This is a genomic window from Azospirillum sp. UENF 211521 (genome assembly GCF_058780535.1).
Genome location: NZ_JBSNCF010000002.1, coordinates 519,628 through 535,945, shown reverse-complemented (window position 1 = coordinate 535,945; position 16,318 = coordinate 519,628). Strand labels below are relative to the sequence as shown.

Below are 16,318 nucleotides of genomic sequence, written 5' to 3'. Positions count from 1 at the left end.
TTTGGGCAAAAGTCCCGCCCATGCCCATCCTCTCCCCCTCCCCCGCATCGGTGGCCCCGGCAAACCGGCGCATCGGCGCCATCGACACGGCCCGCGGCGTGGCCCTGCTCGCCATGGCCCTCTATCACGGCTCCTGGGACCTGACCTATCTGGGGCTGGCTGATTTCGACCTGTTCGGCGACCCATTGTGGCTGGCCGCGCGCACCGGCATCCTCGGCAGCTTCCTGATTCTGTCGGGCCTCAGCCTCGTTCTGGCGGCGGAGGGTGGGATCGACCGGCGGCGGTTCCTGCGGCGGTTCGCTCTGCTCGTCCTGGCGGCGGGTGGCGTGTCGGCGGTGTCGCTGGTCCTGTTTCCAGACAGCCCGATCTTCTTCGGCGTGCTGCATCATATGGCGGTGGCGAGCCTGCTTGGGCTTGCGCTGCTGCGCCTGCCGTGGCCGGCGCTCCTGCTGCTCGGCGTGGCGGTCATCGCCGCAGGAGAGACGGTCGCCCTGCCCCTGTTCGACACGCCCTGGCTGCGCTGGATCGGGCTGATGACCTTCGCGCCGGAATCGAACGACTACGTGCCGCTCTTTCCCTGGTTCGGTGGCTTCCTGTTCGGAATGGCGCTGGGGCGCTTGTGGCGGCCTGCCCCGAACGCGGTTCGAGGTGGAGCGGTCAGGCGCGCATTCGCCTGGGCCGGGCAGCACAGCTTGGCCGTCTATCTGCTGCACCAGCCCATTCTGTTCGGCCTGCTGTCGCTGCTGGCGATGGGGGCCGGCGCCGACCCGGCGGACGTCCGCAGCTTCCAGACCTCCTGCGTGGCGACCTGCACGTCCGGCGGCGGCGCGGTGGCGCACTGCACCGCCACCTGCCGCTGCGTCTCCGACGACCTGAACGGCGCCGGCCTGTGGTCCGACTTCGTCCACGACCGCCTGACCGCCGACAGCGCCCGCAAAGTCGACGGCATCATCCAAAGCTGCGGCAGCCGCTGACCGGGAGTGGGACCCTACGCCCGGCGCTTGCCCACCGTGTCGGCGACGTAGGCGTCCCGATGGCCCATCGGCTTCGGGCCGCGCCCGTCCTCCTCGGTGGTGTCCTGGGCGGTCTGGTGCTCGATCTCCGCGTTCAGCTCGGCTCCCATCAGGATCACGTAGGAGGTCAGGTTGAACCACAGCAGAAGCACCACGCCCGCTCCGACCGACCCGTAGGTCTGGTTGTAGCTGCCGAAGTTCGAGACGTAGACCGAGAAGCCCACCGAGGCGATGATCCACAGCGCCGTGGCGATGGCCGATCCCCAGGTGACCCAGCGCCATTTCGGCTGCCGGCGGTCCGGCCCGTAGCGGTAGAGCACGGCAAGCGCCAGGACGATCGCCACCGCCAGGATGGGCCAGCGCGCGAGGCTGGCGGCCCAACCGATCGGGGTGTCCCGCAAGCCGAGGAAATTGATGGCCGCCGGCACCGCCACGATCATTGCCAGGGTCATGATCACGAAGACCAGCCCGGCCAGCGTCAGAACCAGTGACAGGCCGGCGAGCCAGATGAAGCTGCGCCGCTCCTTCTCTCCGTACGCGATGTTCAGCGCGGTGATCAGGGAATTGGTGCCGCGCGACGCGCTCCACAGAGTCAAGGCGAGGCCGAACAGGACGCCGAAACCCAGACCTTCCTGCGGCGCCGACGCCACGTTGCGCGCCTGATCGCGCAGCACATTCAACGCCTCCGGCGGCAGCAGTCCGGCCAGTTGATTGACCTGCTGTTCCACCCCCGCCGGGTCGAAGGCGAGGCCGTAGAGCGACACCAGCGCGGCGATGGCCGGGAAGATGGCGAACAGGGCGTAGTAGGCCACGCCCGCCGCCACGATGGAGATGTTGTCCTTGCCCTGCTCTTCCCAGGTGCGCCAGAGGATGTCCTTCCAGCCCGCTTTGGGAATGTCGGACGGCCGGGCCGCCGACCGCCCTCTTCCCCCCATCTCGACGCGCGGATATTGGTTGCGGTGGCGACGGCTCAGCCCCAGCATGGTTCCCCCTTTACGCGACCGCTTCACGCAGCGCGCCGACGCGGTGGCGCACTGTCTCGATCTCGTGGAAATGGGCGCCGACGATCACCGTCAACTCCTCGGGAAGTTCGTCGTGCAGGCTGTTGCGGAACAGACCCAGCGTGCCCTCCACGCCGCTTTCCAGCCCGCGGAGCAGCCCGCCGCGCGTCCGCGCGCCGCCCAGTTCGGTGTCCAGGTCGCGCCAGACCGCATGAACCGGCAAACGCAGGTCCCGCCCTCCGCCGCGACGCACCAGTTCCGCCTCCAGGGCGGCGGCGCTGCGGTCGAACTGGGTGGCGACCTGAGAAAGCCGGTTCCTCAGATCGGGGTCGTCGAGGACCATGTCGGCCTGACGGAACCCGGTGGCTCCCTGGCGGCAGGCGGCGACCAGAACGCTCAGCACATCCTGGATCGTCCCGTCGACAACCCGTCCGGTCGGCGTTGCGGAGGCGACCGGTTCGACCTCCGGCGTGCGCGACACGGTCCAGGCGAACCACAGGGCGCCCGCCGCCACCAGGGCCAGCGGCCAAGGGTTGGAGCGTATGGCCCGGGCCATGCGCGACGGGTTGCCCTCGACCACGTCGCGCACCACCTCGATGACGCCGCCCGACATCTGGCCGGGCGACAGGCGGAACTCGATTTCGTCGAGAACCGCGTCCATGCGGCCGCGGATGGCGTGGATGTCCTGTTCGATCTCGTCCGTCCCACGCCGGCCGCGCGGCGATGCCGGGCTTTCGGATGTGGGCGTGCTGTCTGCTGTGTTGCCCGCCGCGACGCCGTGCATGGTGTCGGCATACGGATCGGTGGCTCGGTTCATGCCGGCGACTCCCCCTCTTGACGCTGCCGCCAAGCAACACCGCAAGTTGGCCGAAGGTTCCGGTTTGCTGCCGGGGTGACACGAGGGATCGCCCACCCGATCTTTTTAAACCGCCGGCAATCGGGAGCGGTACCCCACACCTTGCAAACCGTCACGGATCGGTTTGCCGGAGGAGCCAGATCGGATGGCCGATCAGACCGTCAAGTCATTGGGGGAAATGGTGATCCGGGTGGGATTCGAACCCACGGCCACATGATTAAAAGTCACGTGCTCTACCGACTGAGCTACCGGATCACAGAAGCGTACGGCCTGTCGCCGATGCGGGGCGCAACATAGGGGCCAGTGACTCCCCCGTCAACAGCGGGGTTGGGCGGAGCGTACAAAAATTTCGCCATCCGCCGCCACCCCGCCGCCGCCGCTGTTCGGCGTCACTGCTTAAGGGTCTGCACTTTCTTGTTGGCGTCGCCGTTGCCGGCTTCCAGGGCGAAACGCTCGGCCAGATGATCGGCCACGCGGCCGCTGACAAAGCCGCGGATGTCGCCGCCCAGGCGCCCGATCTCCTTGACGAAGCGCGAGGAGATGAACTGGCTCTTCTCCGAGGCCATGAGGAACATGGTCTCGATCTTCGGGTTCAGACGGGCGTTCATGCCCGCCATCTGGAACTCGTACTCGAAATCGGAAACCGCCCGCAGGCCGCGGATGATCACGGTGGCGTTCACCTCCACCGCAAAATGCATCAGCAGCGTGTCGAAGGCCCGCACCTCGATGCTGGCCCCCGCGTTGTTGAGGGCGGTCACGTCCTCCCGGACCATCGCCACCCGCTCGTCCGTCGAGAAGAGCGGCCCCTTGCCGGCGTTGCGGGCGACGCCGACGATCAGGTGATCGACGAGGCGCGACGCCCGCTGGATGATGTCCATGTGCCCGTTGGTGATCGGGTCGAAGGTGCCGGGATAGACACCGATGCGGCGCTTGGCCATGGGAGTACCTTCCGCCTCTTCTTATTCGATCGGTTCACCGGGCGTCTCGCCGGGGCCGGCGGCATCGGCGCTGTCGTCCACGGCGGCCGTCCCGCCGCCGTCGAGATCACCGCCCAGGCCACCGTTTCCGTTGGCCCCGTTCCCGTTGGTATCCTCGTCCTCCGCGATGGAGGCGACGGACACCACGCGCTCGTCCGCACCCACGCGGAACAGCGTGACGCCCAGCGTCTTGCGGCCCGCGATGCGCACGTCGTGGATCGGCATGCGGATGACCTGACCGCCGTTGGTGACCATCATCACCTGATGCGAGTCCTCCACCGGGAAGGCCGCCACGATGGAACCGTTGCGGTCGCCCATCTCCATATTCCAGATGCCCTGGCCGCCGCGGCCGGTCACCCGGTACTCGTAGGAGGAGGTCCGCTTGCCGTAGCCGCGCTCGGTCACGGTCAGCACATACTGCTCCAGGCCCTTCAGCTCCTCGTAGCGCTCCATGCTGAGCGTCACGGCTTCGGTCGGCACCTCATCGGCCTCCGGCGCCGCCTCGCCCTCCATATCGACGCCTTCCTCGCGCTTGCGCTTCAGGAAGGCGGCGCGCTCCTCGGGCGAGGAGTCGACGTGGTGGAGCGTGGTCATCGAGATGACCTCGTCGCCGTCGGCCAGTCGGATGCCGCGCACGCCGGTCGAGGTGCGGCCGGCGAAGACGCGCACGTCGGCGACCTCGAAGCGGATGCACTTGCCGCCACCGGTCGCCAGCAGGACGTCGTCGGCCTCCGAGCAGGTGCGGACGGCGATCAGACGCTCGCCCTCCTCCTCCAGCTTCATGGCGATCAGGCCGTTGGAGCGGATGTTGGCGAAGTCCGACAGGCGGTTGCGCCGCACGTTGCCCTTCGAGGTGGCGAAGACGACGTGCAGGTCTGCCCACACGGCCTCGTCCTCGGGCAGCGGCAGGACCGTGGTGATGGTCTCGCCGTCGATCAGCGGCAGCAGGTTGACGAAGGCCTTGCCGCGCGCCTGCGGGTTGCCCAGCGGCAGGCGGTAGACCTTCAGCTTGTAGACCATGCCGCGCGACGAGAAGAGCAGCAGCGGCGTGTGGGTGTTGGCGACGAACAGGTCGCTGACCGCGTCCTCCGCCTTCATCGACATGCCCGACCGGCCCTTGCCGCCGCGCTTCTGCGCGCGGTAGGTGGACAGCGGAACGCGCTTCACGTAGCCGGACTGGCTGACCGTGACGACCATGTCCTCGCGCTGGATCAGGTCCTCGATGTCGGCCTCGAACTCCAGCTCCTGGATCTCGGTGCGGCGCGGGGTGCCGAACCGCTCCTTCATCTCCACCAGCTCGTCGCGGAGGATGCCAAGCAGCTTTGCGCGGTTGGCCAGCGTCTCCAGGTAGTCGGCGATCTGGTCGGTCACGTCCTTCAGCTCGGCGCCGATGCGGTCGCGCTCCAGCCCGGTCAGGCGGTGCAGACGCAGGTCGAGGATGGCGCGGGCCTGCTCCTCCGACAGCCGGTAGGTGCCGTTCTCCGACACGCCGCGGCCCGGCTCGTCGATGAGCGCGATCAGCGGGGCGACGTCCATCGCCGGCCACTCGCGCTCCATCATCTGCTCGCGCGCCCAGACGGGGTCCGGGGCGCTGCGGATGAGCGCAATCATGGCGTCCAGATTGGCGACGGCGACGGCCAGACCGACCAAGGTGTGGGCGCGCTCGCGCGCCTTGCCCAGCAGGAACTCGGTGCGCCGGGTGATGACCTGCTCGCGGAACCGGACGAAGGCAACAATGATGTCCTTCAGGTTCATCAGTTCCGGGCGGCCGCCGTTCAGCGCCAGCATGTTGACGCCGAAGGACGTCTGCAGCTGGGTGTGGCGGAAGAGCTGAGCCAGCACCACGTCGGGCACGGCGTCGCGCTTCAGCTCGATCACCACGCGCACGCCGTCGCGGTCCAATTCGTCGCGCAGGTCGGCGATGCCCTCGATCGTCTTGTCGTTGACGACCTCGCCGATGCGCTCCATCAGCTTGGACTTGTTGACTTGGTACGGGATCTCCGTCGCCACGATGGCGAGGCGGTCCTTGCGCACCTCTTCGATGTCGGTCTTGGCGCGGATGATGACGGAGCCGCGCCCAGTCATCAGGGCCGAGCGGACGCCCGACCGGCCGAGGATCATGCCGCCCGTCGGGAAGTCCGGACCGGGCACGATCTCGATCAGCTCTTCGAGCGTGACATCGTTGTTGTCGATGTAGGCGCAGCAGGCGTCCACCACCTCACTCAGATTGTGGGTGGGGATGTTGGTCGCCATGCCGACGGCGATGCCGCCGGCGCCGTTGACCAACAGATTCGGGAAGCGCGCCGGGACGACCGTGGGCTCCTTGCCCGAATCGTCGTAGTTGGCCTGGAAATCGACGGTGTCCTTGTCGATGTCGTCGAGCAGCGCCTCCGCCGCCTTGGCCAGCCGCGCCTCGGTGTAGCGCATGGCCGCGGCCGGGTCGCCGTCCATCGAACCGAAGTTGCCCTGCCCGTCGATCAGCGGCAGGCGCATGGAGAAGCCCTGCGCCATGCGGACCATGGCGTCGTAGATCGCGCTGTCGCCGTGCGGGTGATATTTACCCATCACGTCGCCGACGATGCGCGCCGACTTCTTGTAGGGCTTGGTCGAGTCGTACCCGCCCTCCTTCATCGCGTAGAGGATGCGGCGGTGCACCGGCTTCAGCCCGTCGCGGACGTCGGGCAGAGCGCGGCTCACGATCACGCTCATCGCGTAATCGAGATAGGACCGGCGCATCTCGTCTTCGATGGTGACCGGCGCGATGTCGGAGGCGGGAGGAAGGGGCGTCGTGCTCAAGGAGACAAACTCATTCTACGGGCTGCGGCGATGCTCGGTGTTCAGCGCTTGCTGTTCAACGCACTCGGTTCAACACTTAAGGCTCAACGGTGCTCGTCCGCACGGCCCTTCGGGCCGCTGCATGTAATATAAGAATTCCTATCAGCTTTCGCATGTGCACACAACGCTCCGGCAATCCCACGGTTTCTGGCCTTTGCAGGTCAATGGCCTCCGGCCTTGGCGGACCGGGGGCGGCTCAACAGCGCGAAGCGCAGCGAAAGGATGGTCACGGATACCACACTGGCGATCAAAATTCCCTCAAAAAGACCACGCGCGCCGCGGTCCAACCCGAAGGCGAGCAGGGCCGACACCGGAATCATCACCACCGCGTAGGAGATGAAGTGCAGCGCGGTGGGGACCCAGGCGTCGCCGCGCCCGCGCAGCGCGTTCGCCATGACCACCTGCCCGCCGTCGGCCACCAGAACCCAGGCAGTGAAGGCGATCAGCGGCGCCACCGCGGCGATCAGTTCGGGGTCGGCGCTGTAGATGGCGGCCAGCGGCTCCGGCACCCAGCGGTAGAGCACACCGACTCCGGCCAGGATCAGGCTGGTGACCGCCAGCCCCGTCCAGCCGGCCAGGGCCATGTCCAGCGGGTCGCGCCGGCCATAGGCCACCCCCACCCGCACCGCCGTGGCCGAGGCCAGCCCGACCGCCGCCATGAAGGGCAGCGCCGTCAGGTTCAGCCCGACCGTGTAGGCACCGAGCGCCAGCGGCGAGATCATCCCGGCGAACAGCCCCAGCGTGGCGAAGGCGCCGCTCTCCACGCCCAGGCTGACCCCGGCGGCGTAGCCGAGATGGCGCTGCTTGCGGCTGCCGCTCCACCAGTCGCGGACCGGGTCGCGCACCGCCCAGCGGGCGTGATCGCTCATGTGCCAGGCGTAGAAGGCAAGGCCGAGCCCCATCCCCCAGCGCACGGCCGTGGTCGCCCAGGCCGAACCGACCGCTCCCAGGGCCGGGAAGCCGCCATGCCCCCAGACCAGCATCCAGGCGAGCAGAGCGTTCAGGAGATTGCCGAGGATCATCGCCACCATGCCCGGCACGGGCCTCTTCAGCCCTTCCAGGAAGAAGCCGGTGGCGACGTACAGCATCATGCCCGGCATGCCGAAGCCGAGCACCGCCATCACCCGACCGCCGCCCGCCGCCAGATCCGCGGATTGGCCGGTCAGGCGGAAGAACGGCTCGCCGGCCAGCGAGGCCAGGGCGAACAGGATACCGAGCAGCAGCGCGTAGGGAATCGCCCGGCGCCAGATGCGCCCGCACTCGGCGTCCTGGCCGGCGCCCAGGGCATGGGCGGTCACCGCCACCACGCCCATCATCAGCCCGACACCGGTGGTGACCAGCAGGTTGGCCGGCAGATGGGCCAGCCCGTAATAGGCGAGTTCCTGCGCGCTGTAGCGGCCGACGATGGCCGTATCCACCGCCATCATGACGACCAGCCCGGCGCGCGAGACGATGACCGGGGCGGCCAGCCGCAGCAGTTCGCCGGCATGGATGCGCAGACGGTCGGCCAGGAGAGGGGCGGGAATCGCGTGGTCAGGCATGATCAGGGTGTCGGTCGCTTGTGTTCGGTTGTCACCGCCGGTGGCGGAACCGGCCATCTTGACCGTGCGACGTACCACGTCAAGTGGCGGCTTATTGTCCTTCCGCCCTGTTGCAAATCCGCCGAATGGGCCGGAACCAACGCCCGCGGCGGCGCGTTGACGAAGCAACAGCATCTATTGAGGAGTTCGGGATCATGAGCCGCGCCATGCCGTTCCCCGTCCGCCAGATTGCCCTCGCCAGCTTCGTCCTGACCTTCGCCGCGCTGCTCGTCGGCTGCAACACGGTCGAAGGGGCCGGGCAGGATGTCCAGGCCGGCGGCCGCGCCGTCGAACGCGCCGCCGAGTGACGCGCCCCACCCGCCTTTCAACCACAAGAGAGACGCCCGCATGAGCGATCCCATGATGCCGGAGCGCCCCACCGAGGTGCCGCCGCCAAGCAACCCGAACACCCCGCAGCCGGACCGTCCGACCACGCCGGACCCCTACCCGGTTCCCGAGAACCCCGACACCCCTCCGGAGATGCCGCCGCCGGCGGACCAGCCGACACCGGGCATGCCGACGCCGACCCAGGCGTAAGGCGCCGGGCACGACGACCGACCGGTGACCGCCGATGCGAAAACGGCCGGGGCCCTCAGGCTCCGGCCGTTTTCTTTGTCCGAAGCCTCTGCATCGAAAGTCGAAGATTCGAATCTGGAAACAACACCGAAACACAAGGGCAACAAGTCCCAAGGGACCGTGGCAAAAATTGGCACCGATGCGCACGGTGTTTTTTTACCTTTCCGCCACCCCACCTCAATGTTAACGATTTGTTAATCATTGAGGAGAGGCAACCATGGCCAGGTTTTCGGGAACCAACGCCGCCGAACGCTATCTCGGCACCGACTCCGCCGACACGGTCTATGGCAATGGGGGGAATGATTCGCTCTCCGGAGGTCTCGGCAACGATTTCCTGGATGGCGGGCTCGGGAACGACTGGTTGGGCGATCCCTACGCCGGCGATCCGGGAAACGACCGTATGTATGGACGCCAGGGCAACGACCAGCTGTTCGGCGGGGCCGGGAACGACTGGCTGGACGGCGGATCGGGCAATGACACGGTGAAGGGCGGGCGCGGCGACGACACGCTGGTCGGCGGAACCGGCGATGATTGGCTGATCGACACGCTGCGCGACGACGGGTCCGACGTTTTCCTGCCCGGCGCCGGCAACGACCATATGGTCAGCTACCGCGACGGAGCGACGGACATCTTCCGATTCGACGTGGCGCCGGGCGGCTTCGGCACCGACGACATCAGCTACTTCGAGGCCGGGATCGATCGCCTCGAGTTCCGCGGCTTCTCCGCTGCCGACCTGACCGTCTCCACGACCGCGACCAACACGTCCTTCGGCTTCCGGGACGGGTCGTCGCTGACCGTGGACTCGGTGGGGCTGATCGCGGGCCGCGATTATGTGTTCACATGATCGGTCGTTCGGCGGACCGGCCCCTTTATCTGAAGGAAGTACCGCGGGCATGAGGGGCTGATGGCACAAGGGGCGTGGCCATGGTGGGCCGCGCCCTTTTCCGGTCCGATCCGCGGCCCCTCCGCTCCGCTGCCGCGTTATAGCCTTGCCCACGCGACGGAGGAGCCACGCATGAACCATCGACGCTTCACCCCCCGCCCCGCCACCCGGCTGCTGGCCGTCTGCGCCCTGGCCGCGCTCGGCGCCTGCGCGGAAACCGGCGCCACGCAGCGGCCCATGGCGCAGATGTCGCCGCTGGAGCTGGTCGGGCTGACCGTGCAGTCCATTCCCGAGAACCGCATCCTGGGTGCGGTGGAGGATGTCGTCGTCACCCCGGCGCGCGAGCCGGTCCAACTCGTGGTGGCGAGCGGCGCGCCGGTCCACCCGGTGAGGCGCCACGTGACGCTGGACTCCGGTCAGCTGCGCTACTCGGAAGAACGGCAGGCGCTCGTCCTCACCGAGATGAGCGCGGACCAGTTCGACGCCCTGTTCGCCACGCCCGCCGCGATGGCGCCGGCCCTTGCCCCCGCCGGCAATCCGGCGGACGCCACCAACTGGAACCGCGCCACCGCCCCGCGCTGAACACCCCTTCGGCCGGATCTCGCGTCTCCCCGTGACGGGGCGCAAGGTCCGGCCATGGGGCGCCCTTCTGTCTTTATATTGTTATGATATAACGTTACAGTTCCCGCGTGAGGTCTGGAGACGGACGGCGATGGGGGAACGATGATCGAAGGCATGGACGCGCCGTAAGCGGTGTTCTCAGGCCACGGCGGGTTCCGCCTGCCGGGCATAGACCCAGGGCAGCAGCTCATCGAGCTTGGTGATCGGTTGGCCGCTGGCGAGTTTGGTCAGGACATCGGCGAACCAGGCCTGCGGATCGACACCGCTGAGCTTGCAGGTTTCCCCCAGCGACGCGATGGTCGCCCAGTGCTCGCCGCCGCCGTCGCTGCCGGCGAACAGAGCATTCTTGCGCGTGAGAGCCAGCGGGCGGATGCTGCGCTCCACGCTGTTGCTGTCGATCTCCACCCGGCCGTCGTCGAGGAACAGCGTCAGCCCCTCCCAGCGGCTGAGCGCATAGCGGATCGCCTCGGCCAACGTCGATTTGCGCGACACCGTCGCCAGCTGCTTTTCCAGCCACGTCTTCAGTTCGGCAATCAGCGGCGTCGAGCGGGCCTGGCGCTCTCGGCGGCGCGCCTCGGCGTCACGGCTGCGGAGCTCGGCCTCCACCGCGTACAGCTGGGCGATGCGCCGCAAGGCTTCGCTGGCGATCGGTGCCGAGGCGCCGGTCTGGAGATCATAGAAGCCGCGGCGGACGTGCGCCCAGCAGAACGCGAGGCGCACGGCTCCGCCCTCGGCCAGCTTGCGATAGCCGGCATAGCCGTCGACCTGGAGCACGCCGGTGAACCCCTGCAGATGCATCACGGGGCGTTCCGCCTTGCGATCGGGAGCATAGACGTAGGCCACCGCCGGCGGCTCCGGTCCGTTCCAGGGGCGATCGTCGCGCGCGTAGGCCCAGAGCTGGCCGGTCTTCGTGCTGCCCCGTCCGGGGTCGAGCACGGGCGCCGTCGTCTCGTCAGCGAACAGCTTGCCCGAGGCTTTCAGGTTGGCCAGCAGCCGGTCGTGCAGGGGCCGCAGGTACCACGCCGCCCGCCCAACCCAGTCGGCCAGGGTGGAGCGGTCGAGATCGACACCCTGGCGCGCGTAGATCTGAGCCTGGCGGTAGAGCGGCAGGTGATCGGCAAATTTGGACACCAGCACGTGGGCGATCAGCGCCTCGGTGGGGATGCCGGCGTCCACGATGCGCGCCGGCGCCGGGGCTTGCACGACGCCCTCCTCGCACTGGCGGCAGGCGTATTTCGGCCGGCGGGTCACCAGCACCCGGAAGCGGGCTGGGATGAGATCCAGACGCTGCGAGACATCCTCGCCGATGGGATGCAGCGTGCCGCCACAACACGGGCAGGTCTTGTCGGCGACATCGATGAGGATCTCTTCGCGCGGCAGATCGGTCGGCAGGTTGCCGCGGTTCATCCGACGCCGTAGCGGCGAAGGGGCCGGCTTGGCTGCAGCACAGCCGGTGGGCTCGGCCTCCTTGGCAGCCAGCGTCTGCTCCAGGTCCTCCAAGGCCAAGGCGAGCTGATCCGGATCGAGCGGTTCGGCCCGGCGGCCGAAGCGATGGCGCTGCAATTCCCGGATGATCTGGCGCAGCCGGGCGATCTCCTCCTCGGCCGAGGAGCGGGCCGCCGTCAACTCCGCGGCATGCCGGAGCCGTTCGGCCAACAGCAGGGCACGCAGTTCGTCCGGATCGCTGGGAAGGGTTTCAGGCGCGGTCGTCACGTCCACCAGTATAGCGGCGGCTTGCGCAGTCCTCGCCTCCGAAGCGGCAAGCGAGTCGCTGTGTCGCAGCTCAGCCGGCGGACGTCGGCCGAGGCACCCGCACGCCCCGCACCCGGGTCCAGTCCAGACCCTCGACGAGCGCCGAGAGCTGAGCCGGGGTCAGCCGGATCACGCCGTCGCGGATCGCTGGCCAGCGGAACCGGCCGGCCTCCAATTTCTTCGCGATGAGAACCATCCCCCCGACAAGGAACCTCTGCAAAGGAGGTCGGGTTTGATTCAGCGCCCGGTGTCGGCGCGGAGGCCCTGCGGGCGTTGGCGCACTGGGTGGCGAGGCACCATGCCCGAACCAGCGACAATAACCGAGACGGTGTCCTGGGGCGACCTGCCGCGCACACGCCGGCAGAGGCTGGCGGTGCTGGTGGGGCAATTGGCTTGGCGGATGGCGCAGGGCCGCGCCCCGGCGGAGGCCGGTCATGAGTCGCACGAGGCGGATCAGCGGGACGCTGTCGAGCAAGATCGAGGGCCGCCATCTTGACCGTCAGGCCGTCGTCTATGTTCGGCAGTCGACGCTTCAGCAGTTGGAGCACAACAAGGAATCCACCGCGGTCCAGTACGCCCTGGTCGAGCGGGCCTGCTCGCTGGGCTGGGCTCGACCGCGGGTCGCCGTCATCGATGACGATCTCGGCTGCTCCGCCGCATCCGCCGCTGGGCGGCCCGGCTTCCAGCGCTTGGTGGCCGAGGTTGGGCTCGGTCACGTTGGCCTGATTCTTGGCTTCGAAGTCTCCCGGCTCGCCCGCTCCTGCCGGGACTGGTACCATCTCCTGGAGATTTGCGCCCTGGCCGGAACGCTGATCGGCGACAACGACGGCGTCTACGACCCCGGCCTCTACAACGACCGGCTCCTGCTCGGGTTGAAGGGCACGATGAGCGAGGCGGAACTGCACATCATGCGTGCCCGCTTCGAGGAGGGGCGCTGGAACAAGGCCGAGCGCGGGGACTTCGGCTTTCCGATGCCGCGCGGCTTCCTCCGCCGGCCCTCGGGGGAGATCGTCCAAGATCCCGACGAGCGGGCGCGCGACAGCCTTCACCTGGTCTTCGAGATCTTCGAGCGGCGGCGCAGCATCCACGGCGTGGTGCGGTACTTTCACGCCCACGACCTCCAACTCCCCGATCGGGTGCGGGGCGGGCCGGCCAAGGGCGACCTCGTGTGGGCGCCCGTCACCCGGAATGCCGTGCTGAAGCTCCTGACGAGCCCTGCCTATGCCGGCGCCTACGCCTATGGCCGGCAACGGCCACCGCCAACGGACCCCTCGAAACGAAGCCGGGCGACCAGCCCCGGTGAGTGGCAGATCCTGATCAAGGACCGCTGGCCGGCCTACATCGATTGGGACACGTTCGAGAGGAACCAGCGCCAATTGAAGGCCAACCAGAGCAAGCACATCGGCGTCGCCCGCGGCGGGCCGTCGCTGTTGACCGGGATCCTGGTCTGCGGCCGCTGCGGCTCGCGCATGGTGACGACCTACCGCAACAACGGCCACAGCCTGCGCTACGAGTGCACGCGGCGGATGATCAACCGCGGCGAGGAGCATTGCCAGGGGTTCGCCGGCGAGACCCTGGACACCCTCATCGCCGACCTGGTCCTGGCGGCGCTGCAGCCCGGCGCCGTCGACGTCGCCTTGCAACTCGCCGAGGACGTGGAGATCGAACGCGCCCGGGAGCATCGGCAATGGGAATTGCGGCTCGAGCAGGCACGCTACGAGACCGAACGGGCGCAACGCCAGTACGACGAGGTCGAGCCGGAAAACCGGCTGGTCGCCCGCACACTGGAACGGCGCTGGGAAGCGGCGTTGCAGACCGAGACGCAGCTCGCGGCCGAGCATGCCCGCTTCCTGGCCCGTCAGCCAGTTCGGCTGACCGCGGCGGATCGGGCCGCCATCGAACGGCTCGCCGCCGACGTGCCGGCGATTTGGCGGGCGGCGAGCACCACCGCGGTCGAGCGCAAGGAGATCGTCCGCCTGATGCTGGATCGGGTCGTGGTCACGGTGGAGGGCGAGACGGAGAACATGGAGGTGGAGTGTCACTGGGCCGGCGGCCGCCGAACCCGCCACCGGCTGCGGCGGGCGGTGCGTCGCATGACCCAGTTGGCCGGCCACGACGAGCTTTTTTCCCGGACCACGGCCCTGTTCGCTGACGGACTGCGCCCGCCGGCCATTGCCCGAACCTTGGCAGCCGAGGGCTGGCTTATGCCACACGGCGGACCAGCCACGGAAAAGGGCGTGCGTTCCTGGCTGCAACGCCGGGGCCTGCTGCCAGACGGGCGGCACCGGCCGACGCTGGTGGTGGAACGGGCTCCGGACGAGTTCACAGTGGCAGAATTGTCGGTCCGTTTGGGTGTCCCCGAGGGCACGATCTACCGGTGGCTGTACAAAGGATTGGTCCCGGCACGTCGGGCGCCGGCGGTAAGCCAGAACCTCTGGCTTGTCCGCTTGGAGGACGCCCTGGCTCACGACCAGCAGCGCCGCCCCCGCAAGCCGACCAAGGTCAAGCACGTTACCTGATGACAAGGAACCTGCTCTGGAGAGGCATTATGACGCCAGGACGACCAAGCCGGTGCCGTCCCAGTGCAGGAGTTTCACCCGGTCGGCTCGCTTGGAGCGGAAGACGTAGATGACCCCGCTGAAGGGATCCGCCCCCAGTTGCTGCTGCACCAGGGCGGCCAACCCATCCATACCCTTGCGGAAATCGACCGGCTTGGCGGCGACAAGAACCCGCACCGCGCCCTCAATGCCGATCACCGCGACGCCCTCACCGCGCGCAGCACCGCCTTGACGGTGGCGCCGTCCATGCCGGCCGGCACGCGCACCATCGCATCGCCGATCTGCACCTCGATGGCCGGGAGTCCCTTCGGCGCGGCCGGGGGCGGCGTGGTGTCCAGCACCACCGGCGCGAACACCAAGCCCTCTTCCTGGAAGCGGTTGGCGGCACGCGCCTCCCGACGCCAGCCGAACACCTGCTGGGGCCGCAATCCGTGACGCCGGGCCACTTCGGAGACCACGGCCCCAGGCACCGCCGCCTCGGCCAGAATCCGTTCCTTCTCCTCCGGCGACCAGGTCCGGCGGCCCACATCGCCCGTGATCAACTCCATCCGGCGCACCCGCACGGGCTCCTGGTCAAGCGTAAGGTCGAGCGTAGACACAAACCGTTCTCCCGATCATGCGATCCGGGAGATTCGCTCTGCCCTGATCCCGCCGGAAGGTGGGGCCAGAACACCGCTTACGACGCGCCGGACGTTCCGGCGGAGTTCACAGCGGCGCTGGATTTGGTGCGGTCCCTGTGGACCGAGGGGCGCCAAGAGGGCGTGCCGGAGCGGATGGTCGCCTGGGCCATGATGGTCGAAGCGGTGGACCGCCTCGCCGCGCTGCACGGGCCGATCGCGACGGCGGGATTGCTCGACAAGTTGGGACGGGCCGTTCTGGACACCCCTCCGGGCGCCGGGCCGGGGCTGTACCAATGAATGGGGTGACCAACAACCGCTTCTACGGCGCGCGCTCCTGGCGGGAAGCCAAGCCGGTGGTGCTGCATCCCCGATTCTTCGACGGGTTCCGGGATTTCCTCGACGGACGCCCCTTCGATTACCGGGGGTTGGATGGCTGGCCGCTGCTCGACCAGCACCGCTACGAGAACGGGCGAGAGTTGGCCGCGGAGTGCCGCGCCGCCGGGATCGCCGTGCGCTGGAGCGACCGCACGCGGATCCCGCGCGGCCTGAGGGACTTGGTGTCCGGACGTGCCCGTCGGCGCGCGGCGCCGTGACAGCCGCTCAAAAGCGCAGGCCGGCCGCGTCGGGATTGTCGATCTGGTTGAGCGGGCAGCGGCAGGTCGGGCAGGCGATCTGGGAAAGGAGCGTGTTGCGCTGCTCCTCCGTCAGCGACACGCCGGCGGCCTGAACCGCCTCGTCGATCATCCGGCGATGATAGGCGGTGGCGCCGCATCCCTCGTCCAGCACGCCCTTCAGATCGTCGTTCGGAATCACGCGGAACGCCGCAGCGGGACCGGACAGGGTCGCCGCGCCACCACCGACCGCGACGGCGGCAAGGGCGCGCAGGATGTGACGGCGCTGGGGGACCATGGCTGCTCCTGGATCACGGCGAACGCGTGCCGCGGAATCTCGGGTGGCAGACCCTCCCCGTCAAGTGACGATGTGGTGGCGGCGTGTCCACCACATCGTCTCAGTGTGAGAGCCGGCTCCAGCCGGCTGCAGTTACA

At 68.5% G+C, this 16,318-nt stretch carries 18 protein-coding genes and 1 tRNA gene; 8 read left to right on the top strand and 11 right to left on the bottom strand.

The features are described 5' to 3' along the window. The first annotated feature begins 20 nt into the window (after positions 1–20). The gene (locus ACWPN5_RS19130; RefSeq protein ID WP_492296875.1) at positions 21–974 is read left to right on the top strand and encodes an acetyltransferase domain-containing protein; all 954 of its coding nucleotides are present in this window, start codon (positions 21–23) and stop codon (positions 972–974) included. Between the two features lie 14 nt (positions 975–988). Here the strand turns inward: ACWPN5_RS19130 and ACWPN5_RS19125 are convergent, their stop codons facing one another. From ACWPN5_RS19125 to ACWPN5_RS19100, 6 genes are all read right to left on the bottom strand, one after another. Beyond that, positions 989–1,996 carry a YihY/virulence factor BrkB family protein gene (locus tag ACWPN5_RS19125; protein ID WP_200478999.1) on the bottom strand — a complete coding sequence of 336 codons (1,008 nt, stop codon included), beginning with the start codon at positions 1,994–1,996 and terminating at the stop codon, positions 989–991. 10 nt (positions 1,997–2,006) lie between these two features. Then, positions 2,007–2,831 carry a DUF3618 domain-containing protein gene (locus ACWPN5_RS19120; RefSeq protein WP_145680546.1) on the bottom strand — a complete coding sequence of 275 codons (825 nt, stop codon included), beginning with the start codon at positions 2,829–2,831 and terminating at the stop codon, positions 2,007–2,009. 218 nt (positions 2,832–3,049) lie between these two features. Beyond that, positions 3,050–3,125: transfer RNA gene (locus ACWPN5_RS19115), tRNA-Lys, on the bottom strand. Between the two features lie 134 nt (positions 3,126–3,259). Then, entirely contained in the window at positions 3,260–3,808 is a 549-nt protein-coding gene (coaD, locus tag ACWPN5_RS19110) for a pantetheine-phosphate adenylyltransferase (protein ID WP_145671779.1), read from the bottom strand. Positions 3,809–3,829: 21 nt separating this feature from the next. After that, positions 3,830–6,643 (bottom strand): DNA gyrase subunit A, encoded by a 2,814-nt coding sequence (gene gyrA, locus ACWPN5_RS19105; protein ID WP_492296873.1) that lies wholly within the window; start codon positions 6,641–6,643, stop codon positions 3,830–3,832. 200 nt (positions 6,644–6,843) lie between these two features. Beyond that, positions 6,844–8,223 (bottom strand): MATE family efflux transporter, encoded by a 1,380-nt coding sequence (locus ACWPN5_RS19100; protein ID WP_492296872.1) that lies wholly within the window; start codon positions 8,221–8,223, stop codon positions 6,844–6,846. A gap of 194 nt (positions 8,224–8,417) precedes the next feature. Here ACWPN5_RS19100 and ACWPN5_RS19095 point away from each other — a divergent pair, with 194 nt between their 5' ends. From ACWPN5_RS19095 to ACWPN5_RS19080, 4 genes are all read left to right on the top strand, one after another. Beyond that, complete coding sequence (locus tag ACWPN5_RS19095) at positions 8,418–8,570, top strand: entericidin A/B family lipoprotein (protein WP_145671776.1); 153 nt, start codon at positions 8,418–8,420, stop codon at positions 8,568–8,570. Between the two features lie 40 nt (positions 8,571–8,610). Beyond that, positions 8,611–8,799, top strand: a complete 189-nt coding sequence (locus tag ACWPN5_RS19090; RefSeq protein ID WP_492296870.1) for a hypothetical protein — start codon at positions 8,611–8,613, stop codon at positions 8,797–8,799. A 256-nt stretch (positions 8,800–9,055) separates the two neighbouring features. Continuing rightward, positions 9,056–9,682: a calcium-binding protein gene (locus tag ACWPN5_RS19085; RefSeq protein ID WP_492296868.1), complete on the top strand. Its 627-nt coding sequence runs from the start codon at positions 9,056–9,058 to the stop codon at positions 9,680–9,682. A gap of 171 nt (positions 9,683–9,853) precedes the next feature. After that, positions 9,854–10,303, top strand: coding sequence for a hypothetical protein (locus ACWPN5_RS19080; protein WP_145690886.1), 450 nt, complete (start codon positions 9,854–9,856; stop codon positions 10,301–10,303). A gap of 177 nt (positions 10,304–10,480) precedes the next feature. Here ACWPN5_RS19080 and tnpC read toward each other — a convergent pair whose 3' ends face one another. Together tnpC and tnpB (ACWPN5_RS19070) are read right to left on the bottom strand one after the other, a co-directional pair. Further along, entirely contained in the window at positions 10,481–12,055 is a 1,575-nt protein-coding gene (gene tnpC, locus ACWPN5_RS19075) for an IS66 family transposase (protein WP_492298002.1), read from the bottom strand. A gap of 70 nt (positions 12,056–12,125) precedes the next feature. Next, the gene (gene tnpB, locus ACWPN5_RS19070) at positions 12,126–12,290 is read right to left on the bottom strand and encodes an IS66 family insertion sequence element accessory protein TnpB (protein WP_492295004.1); all 165 of its coding nucleotides are present in this window, start codon (positions 12,288–12,290) and stop codon (positions 12,126–12,128) included. Positions 12,291–12,528: 238 nt separating this feature from the next. Here tnpB (ACWPN5_RS19070) and ACWPN5_RS19065 point away from each other — a divergent pair, with 238 nt between their 5' ends. Next, positions 12,529–14,613 carry a recombinase family protein gene (locus ACWPN5_RS19065; RefSeq protein WP_492296580.1) on the top strand — a complete coding sequence of 695 codons (2,085 nt, stop codon included), beginning with the start codon at positions 12,529–12,531 and terminating at the stop codon, positions 14,611–14,613. Positions 14,614–14,640: 27 nt separating this feature from the next. Here ACWPN5_RS19065 and tnpB (ACWPN5_RS19060) read toward each other — a convergent pair whose 3' ends face one another. After that, entirely contained in the window at positions 14,641–14,850 is a 210-nt protein-coding gene (gene tnpB, locus ACWPN5_RS19060; protein ID WP_492296866.1) for an IS66 family insertion sequence element accessory protein TnpB, read from the bottom strand. Then, positions 14,847–15,200, bottom strand: coding sequence for an IS66-like element accessory protein TnpA (gene tnpA, locus ACWPN5_RS19055; protein ID WP_492296865.1), 354 nt, complete (start codon positions 15,198–15,200; stop codon positions 14,847–14,849). The genes tnpB (ACWPN5_RS19060) and tnpA overlap by 4 nt, the downstream gene beginning before the upstream one ends. Before the next feature lie 177 nt (positions 15,201–15,377). Between tnpA and ACWPN5_RS19050 the strand changes: the two genes are divergently transcribed. Together ACWPN5_RS19050 and ACWPN5_RS19045 are read left to right on the top strand one after the other, a co-directional pair. After that, positions 15,378–15,569, top strand: a complete 192-nt coding sequence (locus ACWPN5_RS19050; RefSeq protein ID WP_492296864.1) for a hypothetical protein — start codon at positions 15,378–15,380, stop codon at positions 15,567–15,569. Continuing rightward, positions 15,566–15,865, top strand: a complete 300-nt coding sequence (locus ACWPN5_RS19045) for a hypothetical protein (RefSeq protein WP_492296862.1) — start codon at positions 15,566–15,568, stop codon at positions 15,863–15,865. The genes ACWPN5_RS19050 and ACWPN5_RS19045 overlap by 4 nt, the downstream gene beginning before the upstream one ends. Positions 15,866–15,872: 7 nt before the next feature. Here ACWPN5_RS19045 and ACWPN5_RS19040 read toward each other — a convergent pair whose 3' ends face one another. Next, positions 15,873–16,181, bottom strand: coding sequence for a hypothetical protein (locus ACWPN5_RS19040; protein WP_492296860.1), 309 nt, complete (start codon positions 16,179–16,181; stop codon positions 15,873–15,875). Between the last annotated feature and the right edge of the window lie 137 nt (positions 16,182–16,318).

Bases quoted from the DNA above. Each gene is read 5' to 3' on its own strand.
- ACWPN5_RS19130 (WP_492296875.1), top strand. From the start codon at position 21: ATGCCCATCCTCTCCCCCTCCCCCGCATCGGTGGCCCCGGCAAACCGG.
- ACWPN5_RS19125 (WP_200478999.1), bottom strand. From the start codon at position 1,996: ATGCTGGGGCTGAGCCGTCGCCACCGCAACCAATATCCGCGCGTCGAG.
- ACWPN5_RS19120 (WP_145680546.1), bottom strand. From the start codon at position 2,831: ATGAACCGAGCCACCGATCCGTATGCCGACACCATGCACGGCGTCGCG.
- coaD (WP_145671779.1), bottom strand. From the start codon at position 3,808: ATGGCCAAGCGCCGCATCGGTGTCTATCCCGGCACCTTCGACCCGATC.
- ACWPN5_RS19100 (WP_492296872.1), bottom strand. From the start codon at position 8,223: ATGCCTGACCACGCGATTCCCGCCCCTCTCCTGGCCGACCGTCTGCGC.
- ACWPN5_RS19095 (WP_145671776.1), top strand. From the start codon at position 8,418: ATGAGCCGCGCCATGCCGTTCCCCGTCCGCCAGATTGCCCTCGCCAGC.
- ACWPN5_RS19090 (WP_492296870.1), top strand. From the start codon at position 8,611: ATGAGCGATCCCATGATGCCGGAGCGCCCCACCGAGGTGCCGCCGCCA.
- ACWPN5_RS19085 (WP_492296868.1), top strand. From the start codon at position 9,056: ATGGCCAGGTTTTCGGGAACCAACGCCGCCGAACGCTATCTCGGCACC.
- ACWPN5_RS19080 (WP_145690886.1), top strand. From the start codon at position 9,854: ATGAACCATCGACGCTTCACCCCCCGCCCCGCCACCCGGCTGCTGGCC.
- tnpB (WP_492295004.1), bottom strand. From the start codon at position 12,290: ATGGTTCTCATCGCGAAGAAATTGGAGGCCGGCCGGTTCCGCTGGCCA.
- ACWPN5_RS19065 (WP_492296580.1), top strand. From the start codon at position 12,529: ATGAGTCGCACGAGGCGGATCAGCGGGACGCTGTCGAGCAAGATCGAG.
- tnpA (WP_492296865.1), bottom strand. From the start codon at position 15,200: ATGGAGTTGATCACGGGCGATGTGGGCCGCCGGACCTGGTCGCCGGAG.
- ACWPN5_RS19045 (WP_492296862.1), top strand. From the start codon at position 15,566: ATGAATGGGGTGACCAACAACCGCTTCTACGGCGCGCGCTCCTGGCGG.
- ACWPN5_RS19040 (WP_492296860.1), bottom strand. From the start codon at position 16,181: ATGGTCCCCCAGCGCCGTCACATCCTGCGCGCCCTTGCCGCCGTCGCG.